General features: G+C 48.4%; 12 protein-coding genes and 1 pseudogene. 12 read left to right on the top strand and 1 reads right to left on the bottom strand.

The genetic code is table 11. The features are described from left to right. Positions 1 to 10: 10 nt before the first annotated feature. From V1501_RS02280 to V1501_RS02325, 10 genes and pseudogenes are all read left to right on the top strand, one after another. A complete protein-coding gene (locus V1501_RS02280) occupies positions 11 to 703 on the top strand; it encodes a heptaprenylglyceryl phosphate synthase (protein WP_409291250.1) in 693 nt (230 codons plus the stop codon). Between the two features lie 67 nt (positions 704 to 770). Beyond that, positions 771 to 2996, top strand: coding sequence for a DNA helicase PcrA (gene pcrA / locus V1501_RS02285; RefSeq protein ID WP_409291251.1), 2226 nt, complete (start codon positions 771 to 773; stop codon positions 2994 to 2996). A 28-nt stretch (positions 2997 to 3024) separates the two neighbouring features. Beyond that, positions 3025 to 5031, top strand: coding sequence for an NAD-dependent DNA ligase LigA (gene ligA, locus V1501_RS02290; protein ID WP_409291252.1), 2007 nt, complete (start codon positions 3025 to 3027; stop codon positions 5029 to 5031). A gap of 12 nt (positions 5032 to 5043) precedes the next feature. Next, a complete protein-coding gene (locus V1501_RS02295) occupies positions 5044 to 6213 on the top strand; it encodes a CamS family sex pheromone protein (protein WP_409291253.1) in 1170 nt (389 codons plus the stop codon). Between the two features lie 470 nt (positions 6214 to 6683). Next, positions 6684 to 8231, top strand: coding sequence for an L-glutamate gamma-semialdehyde dehydrogenase (gene pruA / locus V1501_RS02300; RefSeq protein WP_409291254.1), 1548 nt, complete (start codon positions 6684 to 6686; stop codon positions 8229 to 8231). 294 nt (positions 8232 to 8525) lie between these two features. Then, entirely contained in the window at positions 8526 to 8816 is a 291-nt protein-coding gene (gatC, locus tag V1501_RS02305; RefSeq protein WP_409291255.1) for an Asp-tRNA(Asn)/Glu-tRNA(Gln) amidotransferase subunit GatC, read from the top strand. Positions 8817 to 8828: 12 nt separating this feature from the next. Beyond that, the gene (gatA, locus tag V1501_RS02310; protein WP_409291256.1) at positions 8829 to 10286 is read left to right on the top strand and encodes an Asp-tRNA(Asn)/Glu-tRNA(Gln) amidotransferase subunit GatA; all 1458 of its coding nucleotides are present in this window, start codon (positions 8829 to 8831) and stop codon (positions 10284 to 10286) included. Positions 10287 to 10299: 13 nt separating this feature from the next. Then, positions 10300 to 11730, top strand: coding sequence for an Asp-tRNA(Asn)/Glu-tRNA(Gln) amidotransferase subunit GatB (gene gatB / locus V1501_RS02315; RefSeq protein ID WP_409291257.1), 1431 nt, complete (start codon positions 10300 to 10302; stop codon positions 11728 to 11730). A 116-nt stretch (positions 11731 to 11846) separates the two neighbouring features. Next, the gene (locus V1501_RS02320; protein ID WP_409291258.1) at positions 11847 to 12776 is read left to right on the top strand and encodes a hypothetical protein; all 930 of its coding nucleotides are present in this window, start codon (positions 11847 to 11849) and stop codon (positions 12774 to 12776) included. Between the two features lie 91 nt (positions 12777 to 12867). Further along, positions 12868 to 13371, top strand: a pseudogene (locus V1501_RS02325) (GNAT family N-acetyltransferase). Between the two features lie 80 nt (positions 13372 to 13451). On the opposite strand, the gene mraY reads toward V1501_RS02325, so the two are convergent. Beyond that, a complete protein-coding gene (gene mraY / locus V1501_RS02330; protein WP_409291259.1) occupies positions 13452 to 14408 on the bottom strand; it encodes a phospho-N-acetylmuramoyl-pentapeptide-transferase in 957 nt (318 codons plus the stop codon). 235 nt (positions 14409 to 14643) lie between these two features. Between mraY and V1501_RS02335 the strand changes: the two genes are divergently transcribed. Further along, a complete protein-coding gene (locus V1501_RS02335) occupies positions 14644 to 15654 on the top strand; it encodes a LacI family DNA-binding transcriptional regulator (protein WP_409291260.1) in 1011 nt (336 codons plus the stop codon). Between the two features lie 268 nt (positions 15655 to 15922). Continuing rightward, the gene (locus V1501_RS02340; RefSeq protein ID WP_409291261.1) at positions 15923 to 18010 is read left to right on the top strand and encodes a glycogen debranching N-terminal domain-containing protein; all 2088 of its coding nucleotides are present in this window, start codon (positions 15923 to 15925) and stop codon (positions 18008 to 18010) included. Positions 18011 to 18053: the final 43 nt, after the last annotated feature.

An 18053-nucleotide genomic window follows, 5' to 3' on the forward strand; every position in this document is an offset into this window, starting at 1 on the left:
GGATTTTTGAATGTACGATTATCGAAAGTGGAATCACGTTTTTAAGCTTGATCCCAATAAGGAATTGTCGGATGAAAGGCTTGAAAGGCTTTGTGAATCCGGGACAGATGCGATTTTGATCGGGGGGAGCGATGGGGTGACCCTGGAAAATGTCCTCGATTTGATGGCACGTGTCAGGAGATATACCGTACCGTGTGTCCTTGAAGTCTCCAATGCGGAATCCGTCACCCCGGGCTTTGACCTCTATTTTATACCAACCGTCCTGAACAGCCGGAACCCTGACTGGATCACCGGGCTGCATCATGAGGCGGTGAAGGAATATGGACATATCATGGACTGGGATGAAATCCATGTGGAAGGCTATTGCATCATCAACGGCAGCTGCAAGGCAGCAAGCCTGACAGAAGCCTGCACAGATCTCACGGATGAGGATATCGAGGCATATGCCATGATGGCTGAAAAGATGTTCAACCTGCCCATCTTCTATCTTGAGAACAGCGGTGAGCTTGCATCGACAGAACTTGTCCGGAAAGTTAAGGACAATCTTGAAAAAGCAGTCCTCTTTTACGGGGGCGGAATCAAGAATGCACAGCAGGCGGAAGAATTGGCCGCGCACGCCGATGTGATCGTAATCGGCAACGCAGTATACGAAGACTTTGAACAAGCGCTTGAAACAGTAAAGGCGGCAGGAACGTCTAATTGATATATAGTGGAAGCAGGAAATCTGATATAATGAGAACGAATGTTCTTGAAAATGGTGGTGGATAAATATGCAGTTTCTTTCAGACCGGCTATTAAAGGGCTTGAATGACAAGCAGCAGGAAGCAGTGAAATGCACGGACGGACCCCTTTTGATCATGGCGGGGGCAGGAAGCGGAAAAACGAGGGTGCTGACGCACAGGATCGCGTATTTAATGGTAGAAAAGCAAGTGGCTCCGTGGAGCATCCTTGCGATTACCTTTACTAATAAAGCGGCCCGCGAAATGAAAGAAAGGATAAAAGGAATCCTTGGGGGAGCTTCAGAGGATATCTGGATCTCCACCTTTCACTCGATGTGCGTAAGAATTCTAAGGAGGGATATCGACCGGATCGGCTACAACCGGAACTTTACCATCCTGGATACGACGGATCAGCAGTCCGTCATCAAGCAGATTCTGAAGGATAAGAACCTTGATCCGAAAAAGTTTGATTACCGGGCGATACTGGGCAGCATTTCATCAGCAAAGAATGAACTCATCGATGCCGAGGAATATGCAAGCATGTCCGGCGGCTACTTTGAACAGACTGTAGCCGAGGTTTATACCGAGTACCAAAAAAGGCTCAGAAAAAACCAGGCACTCGACTTTGATGACCTGATCATGAAAACCATCCTCCTGTTCACAAGAGTGCCGGAGGTATTGGAATTCTATCAGCGGAAGTTCCAGTATATCCACGTGGACGAGTATCAGGATACAAACCGGGCCCAATATATGCTGGTCAAGCTGATGGCAGCGCGCTTCAAAAACCTCTGCGTGGTCGGTGATTCAGATCAGTCTATCTACCGCTGGCGGGGTGCGGATATTGCGAATATCCTGAGTTTCGAAAAAGATTATCCGAATGCGGAAGTTATCCTGCTTGAGCAGAATTACCGCTCAACGAAGCGGATTCTACGGGCTGCGAATGAAGTGATTTCAAAAAATGCGAACCGCAAGCCGAAAAATCTGTGGACGGAAAACCTGGAAGGAAATAAGATCCTTTATTACAGAGCTGACAGCGAGCAGGGAGAAGCCCAGTTTGTTGCAGGGAAGATCAATGAGATGACGGCAGGCGGCAGGAAGCTGTCCGAGATTGCCATCCTGTACCGTACCAATGCCCAATCCCGTGTGATGGAGGAAGTTTTGCTGAAGTCGAATATCCAATATTCGATCGTCGGCGGAATTAAGTTCTATGACAGGAAAGAAATCAAGGACATCCTGGCGTACCTGCGCCTGATTTCGAATCCTGATGACGATATCAGCCTGCGGAGGGTTATCAATGTACCGAAGAGAGGGATCGGATCTACCTCCCTTGATAAGATCGCGAACTTTGCTGCGATGAACGATACTTCCATCATGGCGGCCCTCGATTCGATAGAACTGATTGGTGTCAGCCCGAAGATCACAAAAGCAGCGGCCGGTTTCAGAGATTTGATCAACAGCTACTCCCAGATGCAGGAATATCTGTCGGTAACAGAGCTTGTGGAGCAGGTGCTTGAAAAAAGCGGATACCGTGAGATGCTTGAAGCGGAAAGAACGATTGAATCCCAAAGCAGGCTCGAAAATATAGACGAATTTCTATCTGTAACCAAGAGCTTTGAAGAAAGCTCGGATGATAAAAGTCTGGTGGCCTTCCTGACTGACCTTGCGCTCGTTGCTGATATTGACGCGCTTGATGAGGATGGGGAAGCTCCGGCGGATTCAGTTGTCCTGATGACACTGCATGCTGCCAAGGGACTTGAGTTTCCGGTCGTATTCCTGATGGGGCTTGAGGAGGGTGTTTTCCCTCACAGCCGGTCCCTTATGGAAGAGGAAGAGATGGAAGAAGAGCGCAGGCTTGCATACGTTGGAATCACCAGGGCGGAAAATGAGCTGTATATGACAAATGCACAGATGCGTACTTTATTCGGGCGCACTAACATGAACCCGGTCTCCAGGTTCATATCCGAAATACCGGAGGACCTCCTAGAAGATCTCGTTCCAAAGCAGCCGAAGGCCAAGAGTTCCTCATTCATGACTTCCGGCCAGCCGGCACGCACCCGGCCAGGCGTCCAGCGCCCAAGCGCAATGAAGCAGAATACAACAGGCGGAGATGAAATCGGCTGGAATGTAGGCGACAAAGCAGTGCACAAGGTATGGGGGACAGGCACGGTTGTCAGTGTCAAAGGCGAAGGCGAAGGCAAGGAGCTTGATATTGCTTTCCCAAGTCCGACCGGAATCAAACGGTTGCTCGCTAAATTTGCCCCGATCACCAAGGGGTAGCTCTATATAGAAGAAAGGGCTGAAATGAATGGAACGAATGGAAGCGGAAAAGCAGATTCTGGAGTTGCAGACTCTGATCAATCAGTACAATTACGAATACCATGTGCTGGATAAGCCGTCCGTGCCGGATGCGGAATATGACAGCCGGCTGCGCGAATTAATCGGACTTGAAGAGCAGTTCCCGGAATTCCGTACCCCTGATTCACCTACCCAGAGGGTCGGCGGGGCCATCCTTGAGATGTTTGAGAAGGTGGAACACCGCACGCCGATGCTGAGCCTTGGAAATGCTTTTAATGATGCGGATCTGCGGGACTTCGACAGAAGAGTCCGCGGAGCAGCCGGAGATGAGATCACGTATGTCTGCGAGCTGAAGATCGACGGCCTGGCCGTATCTCTTCGTTACGAGGACGGACTTTTCGTAAAGGGAGCGACCAGGGGCGACGGTACGATCGGTGAGGATATCACGGCAAACCTGAGGACAATCAAGTCCATCCCGCTCCGGATTAAAGAGCCGTTCACCATGGAAGTCAGAGGCGAGGCTTATATGCCGAAGCGATCCTTTGAGGCATTGAATAAGAAAAAGGAAGAGCGCGGCGAAGAACCATTTGCCAATCCAAGGAATGCGGCTGCAGGATCCCTCCGCCAGCTTGATCCAAAGATTGCTGCGTCAAGGAATCTGGATATCTTTTTATATGCCCTCGCTGACTTTGGGGAAACAGGGATTGACAGCCACAGTGAAGGTCTTGATCTCCTGGATGAGCTTGGCTTCAAGACGAACAGGGAAAGAAAGAGATGCACAGATATCGAAGAAGTAATCCGCTATATCGAAGCCTGGACGGAAAAACGGCCGGATCTGCCCTATGATATTGACGGCATTGTCGTTAAGGTGGATTCCATCAATCAGCAGCAGGATCTTGGCACCACGGCAAAAAGCCCGCGCTGGGCGATTGCCTATAAATTCCCTGCCGAAGAAGTCGTTACAATATTGAAGGATATTGAACTTAACGTAGGCAGGACAGGCGCCGTCACGCCGACTGCCATCTTAGAACCGGTCCGTGTCGCCGGCACGACCGTGCAGCGCGCAACTCTTCATAATGAGGATCTGATCAAGGAGAAGGATATCAAGATCGGCGACCATGTGGTGGTGAAAAAAGCAGGCGATATCATCCCCGAGATTGTCAATGTGCTGCCTGAGAGGCGGACAGGGCATGAAGTGGACTTTAGCATGCCGGCACACTGCCCGGAATGTGGAAGTGACCTGGTCCGGATTGAGGGAGAGGCTGCACGCCGCTGCATCAATCCGAAATGCCCTGCGCAGATCCGGGAAGGCCTCATCCATTTCGTTTCACGGAATGCCATGAATATCGAAGGCCTCGGTGAAAAGGTGATCAGCCAATTATTTGCCGGATCACTTATTGGAGACGTGGCCGATATCTATAAACTAACGCATGCGCAGTTGATCGGCATGGAGAGGATGGGCGAAAAATCCGCCTCCAATCTCATCAAAGCCATTGAGAGTTCCAAAAGCAATTCTCTTGAAAAGCTGTTGTTCGGCCTGGGCATCCGGCTCGTCGGTGCGAAGGCTGCTAAAACGCTCTCGCAGGTATTTGGCACCATGGACGCTCTGAGTCAGGCATCTTATGATGAGCTTACAGCCATCAATGAAATTGGTGGCAAGATGGCCGACTCCATCACCGCCTATTTTGACCTGGAAGAAGCGAAAGAACTGCTGGCTGAGCTGAAGGCAGCCGGAGTCAATATGGAATATAAGGGTCCGAGACCGGTCACAGCTGCCGAATCCGATTCGTTTTTTGCTGGTAAAACCATTGTTCTAACTGGTAAACTGGAACAGCTGTCACGCAATGAGGCCAAGGAAAAGATAGAGGCACTGGGCGGGAACGTTTCCGGCAGTGTCAGTAAAAAGACCGATCTTGTCATTGCCGGGGAAGATGCCGGCTCTAAGCTTACAAAGGCCCAGGAACTAGGGGTCGAAGTTTGGGATGAGGAGCGAATGCTGGAAGAATTAAATAAATAAGAGGTGTAAACGATGAAGAAACTTTCCTTTGTCGGATTGGCGCTTCTCTTACTATTGACGGGCTGTGCCCCGAAGTTTGATAAGCAGGAGGAAGTGATCCAAAGTTCGGAGACGAAAAAGGAAAAAGCAATTATCCCGAAATATAAAATTTCGGATAATTATTACCGTACTACCCTGCCATTTGAACCAAGCGAAGCGAGGGGCCTGGTGGTGGCCAACCTCAATACCCGCTATGACATCAATGAGTTTGAGACTGGCCTGATGAGGACGGCCCAGCGGACTTTTGACCCTGAAAAGTACCTTTTCAAAGAAGGACAGTATCTGGACAAGAAAACAGTCGGACTCTGGCTGAACCGTAAGTTCACCAAGGAACAGCTGAAGGATGAAGGACTTAAGGAAGATGAAAACCTCGGCCTGAACCCCCTAGACCCGGGCAAGGGTAGCAAGGATAAGCGGGAAAAAGAGAATCCTCTTTACCTCGCACACGTCCTTGAGCACGATTATCTGGTTAAATCAGCTAAAGACAAGGTCAGCCTGGGCGGAGTCGTTGTCGGGCTTGCCCTGAATTCAGTCCATTATTATACAAAAGAAGACTTTGGAGCGACCTATGAAACGGATATCCCAAAATCTGAACTCCTGGCTGAAGGCAAAAAGATTGCGGCCGAGGTCCTTCAGCGCCTTCGGAAAAAGGACGAGCTGAAGCAGGTGCCGATTACAATCGCGCTGTTTGAACAGGCACCTAAGACTTCTGCGGTTCCCGGCCATTTCCTGGCTTACTCAAACGCTGGAGAAGGAGAAGGAAGCCTTGGGAAATGGGAGAGCATCAATGAAAAATATGAACTCTTCCCTCCGCCTAAATCGGATGAGAAGCATCGTGAAGATGTGAATTCATTCCTGAATTTCAAACAGGATGTCGAGGAATACTTCCCTAATTTCAACGGAGTAATTGGACGGGCCTTTTATACGGATGATCAGCTCCAGAACCTGAGCATCACCATCCCGATCCAGTTTTACGGAAAGGCTGAGGCAATCGGCTTCACACAATATGTCACCGGACTTGTCATGCAGCATTTCCCTGAATATATTACCGTCGAAGTCGACATCACGTCGGTGAACGGCCCTGAGGCTCTTATAGTCAGGAAGCCTGAAACCAATGAACCGTTTGTCCATATCTATGAATAACACCAGCCGGCCGGTGGATGCAGTCTCCTTTTCAAGGGGACGCATCCATCGGCCGGTTTTTGGTCTGGTTCTTTGATTGAAGCTCTTTTTGTATTATGGTTTGTTATTTGCTTGGTTCAGTGAGGAGATATAATTATTAAACCAGGTTGATTGTAGCGTAAGGTGCGAGACTCCCGCGGAAAGCAAACCCTTTATCCAAAGGGGGGGAAGTTCCCAAAAGACTTCTTGCTAAATAAAGGAATTATTGTACTGTCAAAATAATATATTCAGGTGCTTATGCATGCTTAAACACAAAAGTGTAAGCGCTATTACTCTATTGTTTTTTAAATATGCATAAAAATTAGTAGATTAGTATAATTTTGAAACGTAAGCGCTAGCAGGTAATGCCAAATAGAATATCACAATTGAAGACTTGAATATTATCGGTTAGAATAGGTATGTTGATAACTTTTAATAAGGGAGCGATGGGCATGGTACAACCTTATAAGCACGAGCCCTTTACGGATTTTTCCGTAGAGTCCAATAAACAGTCTTATCTTGAAGCACTGAAGAAAGTGGAAGGCTATCTTGGCGGGGATTATGATCTTGTAATCGGCGGAGAGCGCATTTCTACTGAAGATAAAATTGTCTCTGTGAACCCGGCAGACAAGGAAGAACTGATCGGCCGCGTATCAAAAGCAGACCGTGAGCTTGCAGAAAAAGCCATGAAGGCCGCAGATGAAGCGTTCACAACATGGAAAAAGACAAAGCCTGAAGTAAGGGCTGATGTATTATTCCGCGCTGCTGCGATCATCCGCCGCCGCAAGGATGAGTTCTCTGCACTTCTCACGAAGGAAGCAGGAAAGCCCTGGAACGAAGCTGATGCAGACACAGCAGAAGCAATCGACTTCCTGGAATTCTATGCACGCCAGATGCTCAAGCTGAAGGACGGTATACCGGTAGAAAGCCGCCCGAATGAATTCAACCGCTTTAACTATATTCCACTGGGAATCGGCATCATCATTTCTCCATGGAACTTCCCGTTTGCCATCATGGCCGGCACAACTGTCGCTGCCATTGTAACCGGTAACACGGTCCTCTTGAAGCCGGCATCTACGACACCTGTTGTAGCGGCTAAGTTTGTTGAGGTAATGGAAGAAGCAGGACTTCCTAAGGGCGTTCTTAATTTCGTGCCTGGAAGCGGCGCAGAAGTAGGGGATTATCTTGTGGATCATCCACGCACCCGATTTGTATCCTTCACAGGTTCCCGCGATGTTGGCGTAAGAATCTATGAGCGCGCATCCAAAGTGAATGAAGGCCAGATCTGGCTGAAGCGCGTGATCGCTGAAATGGGCGGGAAAGATACTATTGTAGTAGATAAAGAGGCAGACCTTGAGCTTGCGGCACAATCAATCGTCAAATCTGCGTTCGGATTCTCTGGACAGAAATGCTCCGCGTGTTCACGTGCAGTTATCGTTGAAGATGTATATGATCAAGTATTGCAGCGCGCCATCGAGCTTACCAAGGACCTTACAGTTGGGAACCCGGTTGATCCGTCCAACTTTACAGGACCGGTTATCGATAATAATGCGTTCAAGAAAATCATGGAGTACATCGAAATCGGCAAGGAAGAAGGAAGAATCGTGGCAGGCGGCGAAGGCGACAACTCTAAAGGCTTCTTCGTACAGCCTACCATCGTAGCTGATGTAGATCCTAAGGCACGCCTGATGCAGGAAGAAATCTTCGGCCCGGTCGTTGCATTCGCCAAGGCGAAGGACTTCGATCATGCCATTGAAATTGCCAACAATACAGAGTACGGCTTGACCGGTGCTGTGATCACGAACAACCGCACCAATATGGAAAAAGCACGCGAAGACTTCCATGTTGGAAATCTATACTTTAACCGCGGATGTACCGGCGCTATCGTTGGATACCAGCCATTTGGCGGCTTCAACATGTCAGGTACAGACTCCAAAGCAGGCGGCCCGGACTATCTGGCCCTCCACATGCAAGGAAAAACAACATCCGAGGCATACTAATAGGCAGAAGCCCCGCATTCAGCGGGGTTTTTTGTATGATGGGGGAGACACCATTTTCCGGGTTATTTCCCAGACAATATTCGCCGGTTTCCGAACGGCACATGTGCCGCAAAGCCAGGGATATGTTAGGCTTTCCGGAATTTAACTAAATGTTTGATTAAACCCATTCGACAAGCTGGAAACAAGGCTTCTACACAAAAGGCGGTGATTTGCCGCCCTGCTGTTGCTTTAATGCGAAAAAGTCTGATATTATCATTATATTGTTTAAAAGGACGAAAATCGGAGGTGAAAGAAATGAGCCGTATATCGGAGGAACAGGTAAAGCATGCTGCAAACCTTGCGCGTCTTGCCATAACGGAGGAAGAAACGGAGAAGCTGACAGTCGAGCTTGATGCGATTATTTCTTTTGCTGAGCAACTGAACGAGCTGGACACTGAAAATGTGGCTCCTACTTCTCATGTGCTGGATATGAAAAACGTGCTTCGTGAGGACAGGGCAGATAAAGGACTTCCTGTTGAGGAAGCCCTGCGCAATGCACCAGACAAAAAGGATGGCTATATCCGTGTGCCATCCATCATGGATTAAGGGGGGGATCTCATGTCATTGCTAGATCATAAAATTTCCGAGCTGCATGAATTATTACATAAGAAAGAAATTCAGCCTTCCGATCTTGCTGCCGCCTCTTTCAAGCGAATTGAAGAGACCGATCAAAGGATCAAGGCCTTTTTGACATTGAATGAAGAGGGCGCAAAGAAAGAAGCAGAACTTCTTGACGAAAAGATGGCATCCGGTGAAGAGACCGGACCTTTATTTGGCCTGCCTATCGGGATCAAGGATAACATCGTCACCCGGAACCTGCGCACTACCTGCGGAAGCAGGATCCTCGAGAACTTCGACCCGATCTATAGTGCTACTGCCGTCAAGAAGCTCAGCAGTGCAGGAATGATCACGATTGGAAAGCTGAATATGGATGAATTCGGCATGGGTTCTTCAAATGAAAACTCCGCCTACCAAAATACGCTGAACCCCTGGAATACAGATTATGTCCCAGGCGGGTCTTCAGGCGGTTCTGCTGCAGCAGTGGCAGCAGGGCAGGTTCCATTCTCCCTGGGTTCTGATACAGGCGGCTCCATCCGCCAGCCGGCCGCATTCTGCGGAGTGGTCGGATTAAAGCCGACATATGGCCGGGTATCCCGTTACGGGCTCGTGGCATTTGCCTCCTCACTGGAGCAGATTGGCCCGATCACACGGACTGTTGAGGATAACGCATATCTCCTGCAGGCGCTGGCCGGACTAGATCCAATGGATTCAACCTCCGCAGATATACCGGTGCCCGACTATACGAAGAGCCTGACGGGAGACATTAAAGGGCTTCGGATTGCGGTTCCAAAGGAATATCTCGGAGAAGGAGTCAGTGAACCTGCGAGAAAATCTGTGCTTGATTCACTGAAGGTGCTGGAGAGCCTGGGAGCTGTCTGGGAAGAGGTATCGCTTCCCCATTCCAAATACGCCCTGGCTGCCTACTATCTTTTGTCATCCTCAGAAGCATCTGCAAACCTGTCGCGCTTTGACGGGGTAAAATACGGATACCGTACCGAAAACGCCTCAAATCTGCTGGAGATGTACAAGCAGACACGCGCAGAGGGCTTTGGAGACGAAGTGAAGCGCCGGATCATGCTCGGCACATTCTCACTGAGCTCAGGCTATTATGATGCCTATTATAAAAAAGCCCAGCAGGTCCGTACGCTGATCAAAAAAGACTTTGAAGATGTATTTCGAAAATACGATGTTATCATCGGACCGACGACTCCGACTCCTGCTTTCAGGGTGGGAGAAAAAACGGATGATCCTCTTACCATGTATGCGAATGATATCTTAACCATCCCTGTAAACCTTGCCGGAGTGCCTGGTATATCTATTCCATGCGGATTCTCGGACGGTCTTCCGCTCGGCCTGCAGATCATCGGGAAGCACTTTGATGAAGAAACAGTATATAGAACGGCCCATGCATTTGAGCAGGCAACAGATTTCCATAACAAGAGACCAGGATTGTAAGGGGGGACTTTAGATGAGGTATGATACGGTCATCGGACTTGAAGTCCACGTCGAGCTGAAAACAGAATCAAAAATTTTCTCCGCGAGTCCGAACCATTTCGGGGCAGATCCCAATACAAACACAAGTGTCATCGACCTCGGCTATCCGGGCGTCCTGCCGGTTCTTAATAAAAAGGCAGTGGAGTATGCCATGAAGGCAGCACTGGCCCTGAACTGCGAGGTTGCAGAAATCACGAAGTTCGACAGGAAGAACTATTTTTACCCGGATAATCCGAAGGCTTACCAAATCTCACAGTTCGATAAGCCGATCGGGGAAAATGGCTGGATAGAGATTGAAGTGAACGGGACGAAGAAAAAAATCGGCATCACAAGAATCCACATGGAAGAAGATGCAGGGAAACTGACACATACAGGCGACGGGTACTCCCTTGTCGACTATAACCGCCAGGGCACACCGCTAGTAGAAATTGTTTCAGAGCCTGATATTTCTTCCCCTGAGGAAGCTTATGCCTATCTTGAAAAGCTTAAATCCATCATTCAATATACAGGCGTTTCGGACTGCAAAATGGAAGAAGGCTCACTGCGCTGTGATGCCAATATTTCCTTGAAGCCTTCCGGGCAGGAGGAATTCGGCACCAAGACGGAGCTGAAGAACCTGAACTCGTTCAACTTTGTCAGAAAGGGACTGGAGTTTGAAGAAAAGCGCCAGGCTGAGGTCCTTGATTCCGGCGGGGAAATCCTTCAGGAAACACGCCGTTTTGATGAAGCAACAGGCAGAACCATCCTGATGCGTGTTAAAGAAGGCTCTGATGATTACCGCTACTTCCCCGAGCCGGACCTGGTTGAGGTTTATATCGATGAAGAGTGGAAGAACTCCATCCGGGCTGAAATTCCAGAGCTTCCCGATGAGCGCAAAAAGCGTTACACAGAAGAGTACAATCTGCCGGCTTATGATGCAGCAGTGCTGACTGTAACCAAGGAAACAGCTGACTTTTTTGAAGCTTCAATCGCTGCCGGGGCAGATGCCAAGCAGGCATCGAACTGGATCATGGGCGAGCTGTCTGCGTATCTTAATGCGGAAGGCATTGAGCTCCACGACACGGAGCTCACGCCGGAGAGTTTAGCCGGGCTGATTAAACTGATAGGAGACGGCACCATCTCGACGAAGATTGCCAAACAGGTATTCAAGGAAATGGTCGAAAAGGGCGGCAGCGCCGAAGCTATCGTAAAGGAGAAGGGGCTTGTCCAGATCTCGGATGAAGGAACCCTCCGGACGATCATCAACGAAGCGCTTGATAACAATCCTCAGTCGATCGAAGACTTTAAGGGCGGCAAGCAGAAGGCAGTCGGTTTTCTAGTCGGACAGATTATGAAAGCTACAAAGGGGCAGGCGAATCCGCCGCTCGTTAATAAGCTTCTGATGGAAGAAATCCAGAAGCGCTGATAAAAGCATTTCCTGGCGATATAGCCGGGAATGCTTTTTTAATTCCAGAAAAAAGGGGATACGGCTCATATGTCGAATTTTTTTAAGGGGAGATATTGAAGAGGAGTGTGATTCGGATGAAAATGCTGACTCAAGAGGAATTTCAAAAAGCGGAAACATACATACAGGAAAGTGCAAGAAAGCTTGACTCGAGGATGTTTGAATTCTATTTTAAGGGGGGGACCGTGGAAGCGGCAGTTGATGAGCTTTTAAACTACCAAAATAGTGATGGAGGTTTCGGAAGGTCCATCGAGCCGGATTTCAGGCTGGAGCAATCCTCTCCGATGGCGACGACGATCGGCCTGCAGTATGCAGGAGAGCTGGGATTAGGTTCGGAGCATGTCATCATTCAAAAGGCTGTAGCTTATCTGCTGGAGACCTATGATCACGAACAGAACAGGTGGCATGGAGTTCCTGAAGCTGTAAACAAGGTACCGCATGCCCCGTGGTGGAATTACGACACAGAAAAAGGCCGCAGCGGTGCACAGAGTTCATGGGCAAATCCAAATGCCGAGATAACCGGTTACATCCGTAAATATTCGGAGCTGGTTCCGAAGTCATTCGTAAAAACCCTGACCGAGCTTGCCCTGGAAGAATTAAAGTCACTTCCCGACAAGATGGAAATGCACGATCTTCTATGCTATCTGAGACTTCTCGGAACCTTTGAAGGACAGGAGCGGGAAGCTGTGCTGGATAAATTGAAAAAAGCTGCACAGGAAAAAGTCGCAGTGACCGAGGATGAGTGGAAGGGCTACGGACTCAAGCCCATCCAGGTTGCTGATTCCCCTGAAGCCGAACTTGCCGGCTTATTTCAGGACGATATTCAGGCCTGCCTGGATTTTGAAATCAGCCGGATGGACCCGGAAGGCTTCTGGGGCCCGAACTGGACCTGGTTCGGCCAGTATGAGGAAGACTGGAAAACTGCCGAAGCGGACTGGAAGGGCAGCCTGACAGTGAGTACGTTGAAGGTGCTGAGGGAATTTGGGCGGATTGAAGGGCGGCAGTAGAGGAGAGGCCGGTCACGTGCTTTTGTAATCTGGACGTATGTATTTGGCATACGTCTTTTAACTATGTTAACGAGATAGGAGGGGGGATATAATGATCATTTTAGAAACAGAGAGGCTGTATCTGAGGCAGTATAAAAGTGAGGACGTATATTATTACATGCAATTTTTTCAGGTGCAGCAGCTATGGAATATTATCAAGCTCCCTTTAGCTTAGAACAAACCCATAACTGGATAAAGAAAAACCAGTATAGGTACGAAAAGGATGGTTATGGTTTATAGGGAGTATGCTTTAAGGAAAATAATGAGTTAATAGGTGATTGTGGTCTTGTTAAACAGAAAGTTGACGGGAAAACAGAGTAAGATTGGCTGTCATATCAATGAAAAATACTGGTCAAATAGCTATGCTGCTGAAGCAGCCGAGAGTTGTTAGGATTATGGCTTTTATCAATTAGAGCTGGATAGATTGATCAGTATAATAGATCCGAAAAACACTCCATCAATCCGCGCGGCAGAAAAAATCGGCTTTAATAAAGAAAAAGAATCGTTAATATTCGGTAAAAAACATGCTATATATGCTGGATGCAAGGTTACATAAGAAATGTGTTTAGCTGTGAATATGGAAGCTATGTGTCAATGGCCATAAGTTCAGTTTAATAAGAGGCTGCATGCAGTCTTTTATCCATTCAGAAAAAACTTCCAGTAAATTACACAGGCGAAAGTACACAGCCAGGAAATAAACCCGAAAGCGGTAACAATAGTTGTTTCGGACCATCCATATTTTATGCTGTAGTGATAGTGAATTGGAGTCATTTTAAAGCTGCGCTTGTGAGTTAGTTTAAAGGAAGAGACCTGCAATATTACTGAAAGCTGTTCCGCAAAATAGATAAAGAACAAAACGGGGATTAAAATTTCCACTTTCTCAATAACCGCAAGAAATGAAAGTGAGCCTCCTATAGCCAGAGACCCCGTATCTCCCATAAAAGCCTTGGCCGGGTATATATTGTAAATAAGAAAGCCGAGCAGGCACCCGATCATAATCAGACAAAAAAACTGCACTTCAGATCTGTCTGTAATCATAAAAAAGAAAAAGTATGTAGGAATCGAAACAACTCCTAAAAGACCGTCCAATCCATCGGTGAAGTTAATGGCATTTGCAGAGCCTACAACAAAAAGGGTTATGACAATAACATATACTGCCAGTGGGAGATCCAGAGAAATGTTATGGATTATATTTATGCTTGTATTTATGCCCAGTTCGTTGATGACATAGTAAAGCAAAGTACCCGTGAAAGTAAATTGAAAAATAAGTTTGGTTTTGCTGGACACACCTCCTGGATCCTGACGGGAAGCTTTCCAAAAATCGTCCAGAAAGCCAATAAACCCAAAAAGGAGATAAGTGACAGACAAGAAATACATGAGCGGAGTAGGTGAAATAAGAAGAGATACTAAAATTCCAATAAGGAGTATGAGTCCAAACATCAATGGAGTGCCTTTCTTCAACTGATGATCCGAAGGAAGCTCTTTTCTGATAGGCTGAATGAGCCTGAGTTTTCTCAATACAGCGATTAAGACCGGTGATAGAATTGAAACAGCCGCAAAAGCAATGAGTGCCGGGATTATTTGATCTCTCATTCATTTACTCCTTTTCACTTTTCTAGCTATATAAATTACTTCTATAAAACTCTTTTATTTCCTCCAGCCATATTAATCTCCTGGGCAAACTTACTAGATAAGCGGGTTAAATCCTGGGTACTGATCAAGTGATGCACCGGAACCAAATTTTCTAATAATTTTTATTGTAATCGGTTACATGATGAGATATCATATAGTTATTCCGAAACGTTTCGGATGTGTTGGAGGAATCAGGATGACAACGATAAAAGATATAGCCAGGGTGGCAGGGGTTTCAGTTACAACTGTATCCCGAGCACTGAATGGCTACTCGGATGTAAATGAAAAGACCCGGCAGAAGATCATTAAGGTCTCAAAGGAGCTGAATTACAGTCCCAATACGCTTGCCCGAAGCCTGGTTATGAAGAAGTCCAGGACAATCGGCCTTCTGGTTTCCGGCTTGGAGAAGTCGAGCATCAAGGACAATTTTACGTTCCAGGTGCTGGCCGGAGTGAATGAATTCATTACAGAATCAGAGTATGATCTTGTTTTATTCAGCACCACTTCCACAAAGCAGCGGGAGAAAACCTATTCGCAGCTATGTAAGGAGCGGCGTGTGGATGGTGTGATCATCCAGGGAATCCGTACGGATGATCCTTATCTCCATGAGGTTGTGGAAAGCAATATTCCGTGCATGCTGATTGATATTCCGATTGTGACAGACACGGTCGGCTATGTAACGACGGATAATGTGGAAGGGGCACGGCTCGCCTGTGAGCATCTTATCAGCCTCGGGCACCGGAACATTGCAATGGTGAACGGCCATGATTTTGCGTTTGTAAGCAAGGAAAGGCTGGAAGGCTTTGCTGCGGCTATGGCTGATGAGGGGATCAGCGTCAATCACGAGTGGCTGATCAACGGGGAATTTAACGAAGATACAGCGGAGGAAAGGGCATTCGTGCTTTTAAAAGAACATCCTGAGATCACGGCTGTATTTTGTGCGAGCGACCTGATGGCCCTTGGTGTCATCAAGGCTGCGAAAAGGCTGGGCTTGGACGTCCCATCGCAATTGTCGGTGATTGGTTATGATGATATCCTGCTCGCTGCCTATGTCACACCCTCCTTGACCACCATCTCCCAGAACATCTCCCAGATGGGCTATGAGGCCGTCAAGCATCTGGTGGACACGCTTGAGGGGGAAGTGGAACCAAAGGTCATTTCATTGAAAGCGGAATTGAAAGTCAGGGAAACGACGTCCTCTGTGTAAGGGAGGAGCTGCGGAAGACAGGCCATTTACAGCCAAAAAACGGCCGCGGTGAAGAGAAAACGGTTCTAAACGGATATTTACAACCAAAAACCGGCCTGAGTGAAGGGATCTGGTCCCTAAAGACCAGCATGCCCAATGAACACACCACAAAAAAGACAGACATGAAGTATGTTCAAAAAACAAAACGTTTCGGAAAGCGTGGGGTGGGCAGGAAGGCTTTTTTATTCCAAACTTTCCAAAACGTTTCGGAAAACAAGGGGAGGCAGCTATGGACTATCGTGTGATTAAGGAGAATGATTTATTTTTGCTGACAGATGAGAAGGGGGATATTCCGGAAAGCCATCCGTATGGACTGGGTCTTTATACAGCCGATACGAGGTTTTTAAGCCGGCTGGATCTCCTGATCAATGGGGAGCGGCCGATCCTGCTTGCTTCTGATGCTGCCGAGAATTATATGGCGGAGATACTTTTGACAAATCCCCATATGGAAGAAGAAGGGGAACTGAAGCTCTGGAGGGAATCGGTCGAGATCAAGCGCACGCGTTTCATCTATGGCGGAGTCCTCTATGAGACGATTACTCTCAAAAACTATTTCCCGAAGAAAGTCAGCTTTGACTTAAGTGTTCATATGGATGCGGATTTTGCGGATATGTTCATTGTCCGAGGCTTCCAGAGCGGGAATGTCGGGAAGCGGACGGGACAGAAGGCAGCAGGGGACGGTCTTACTTTTACATATATGGGTGCAGATGATGTGTACCGGGCAACCTGTGTAGCCTGGGACCGGGAAGCATCAAAAGTGACAGAAGAGGGAGTTATCCATTTCCCTTTCAGCCTGGAGCATGCCGAGGAACAAGAAGTGACACTATCGATTGCTCCGCAGATCGGCGGTAAGAAGCCGGAGGTTGTTAACAGGGCTGAGGCGGTAGAAAGACTTCAGAAATCGTATCAGGATTGGGAAGGAAAGATTACTAGGATCGAGACAGACTTCGAGCCACTCCAGCGTCTGGTAACGCGCGGGATTGCTGACTTGAGGGTGCTGCTAACCGATACAGGATTCGGGGAATTCCCGGTTGCCGGCCTGCCATGGTTCGGCGTCCCGTTCGGACGTGACAGCCTGATTGCGGCCCTGCAGATGCTTGCCTTCAACCCTGAGATTGCGAAAGGGACTCTTCTAACGATGGCAGACAGTCAAGGGACGGAAGTCAACCCGTGGCGGGATGAGCAGCCCGGCAAGATCATGCATGAAATGCGATACGGTGAGCTGGCAGCAACCGGCCAGATTCCGTTTACTCCTTATTACGGGACGATCGATGCCACTCCGCTGTTCTTGATCCTTCTGACTCAATATGTGAAGTGGACTGGCGACCTGCCGCTTGCAGAGAAGCTGTCCCCACAGATTGAAGCAGCACTGAATTGGATTGATCAGTACGGCGACCGGGATGGGGATTTGTTCGTCGAGTATCATCAGGAAGCGGCCAAGGGCATAGCGAACCAGGGCTGGAAGGATTCCGGTGATTCGGTTGTCCATAAGAGCGGGGAGTATGCCGAAACACCGATTGCCCTGAGTGAAGTGCAGGGATATGTGTACGGAGCGAAGACCGGAATTGCGGATCTCTTTGAAAAGCTTGGCAGAAACGAACGCGCCCAGGAGCTCAGGAAGCAGGCAGAGGAGCTGAAGCAGCGGTTTGACGCGGACTTCTGGATGGAGGATTCCCAATACTACGCGATTGCCCTTGACAAAGATAAGAAGCAGGTAGAATCGGTCACGTCCAACCCGGGGCATCTGTTATTTTCTGAGATGCTTGAGGACAGCCGGGCGGATGCTGTCATCCAGACGCTGCTTTCGCCGCGGATGTTCTCGGGCTTCGGCATCCGGACGATGGCTGAAGGAGAGGCGGGCTATAATCCGATCAGCTATCATGACGGAAGCATCTGGCCGCATGATAACAGTCTGATCATCCTCGGCATGAGCCAGATGAACAGGCCGGAAGCAGCTTCTGCCGTTATTTCCGGTCTGATTGAAGCGGCTGGGCATTTCGAATATGACCGTCTGCCGGAGCTGTATTGCGGATATGATTCATCACTTGGAAAGGTCGTGAAATATCCGGTAGCCTGCTCGCCGCAGGCATGGGCCGCCGGCACGCCGCTTATCTTCATTCAGTCGCTGCTCGGATTGTTCCCGGATGCCATCGAGGAAACAATCAGGCTTTCCCCGAACCTGCTGGACGGAATGAACCGGCTTTTGGCGGAGAATATCTCGATTGGCCGGGGGCACCTCTCAGTACTTGTAACCAGGACAGATGGCGGATTAGATGTAAGCGTTCTAAAAAATACAACAGGTCTCACCATTCTTTAACCTATGGATGTTCTTAAAAGGGGGCTAGCTCTCTTTTAGATAA

The sequence above is a fragment of the Paraperibacillus esterisolvens genome (assembly GCF_046237625.1).
Taxonomy (GTDB): Bacteria; Bacillota; Bacilli; order Bacillales; family DSM-1321; genus Paraperibacillus; species Paraperibacillus esterisolvens.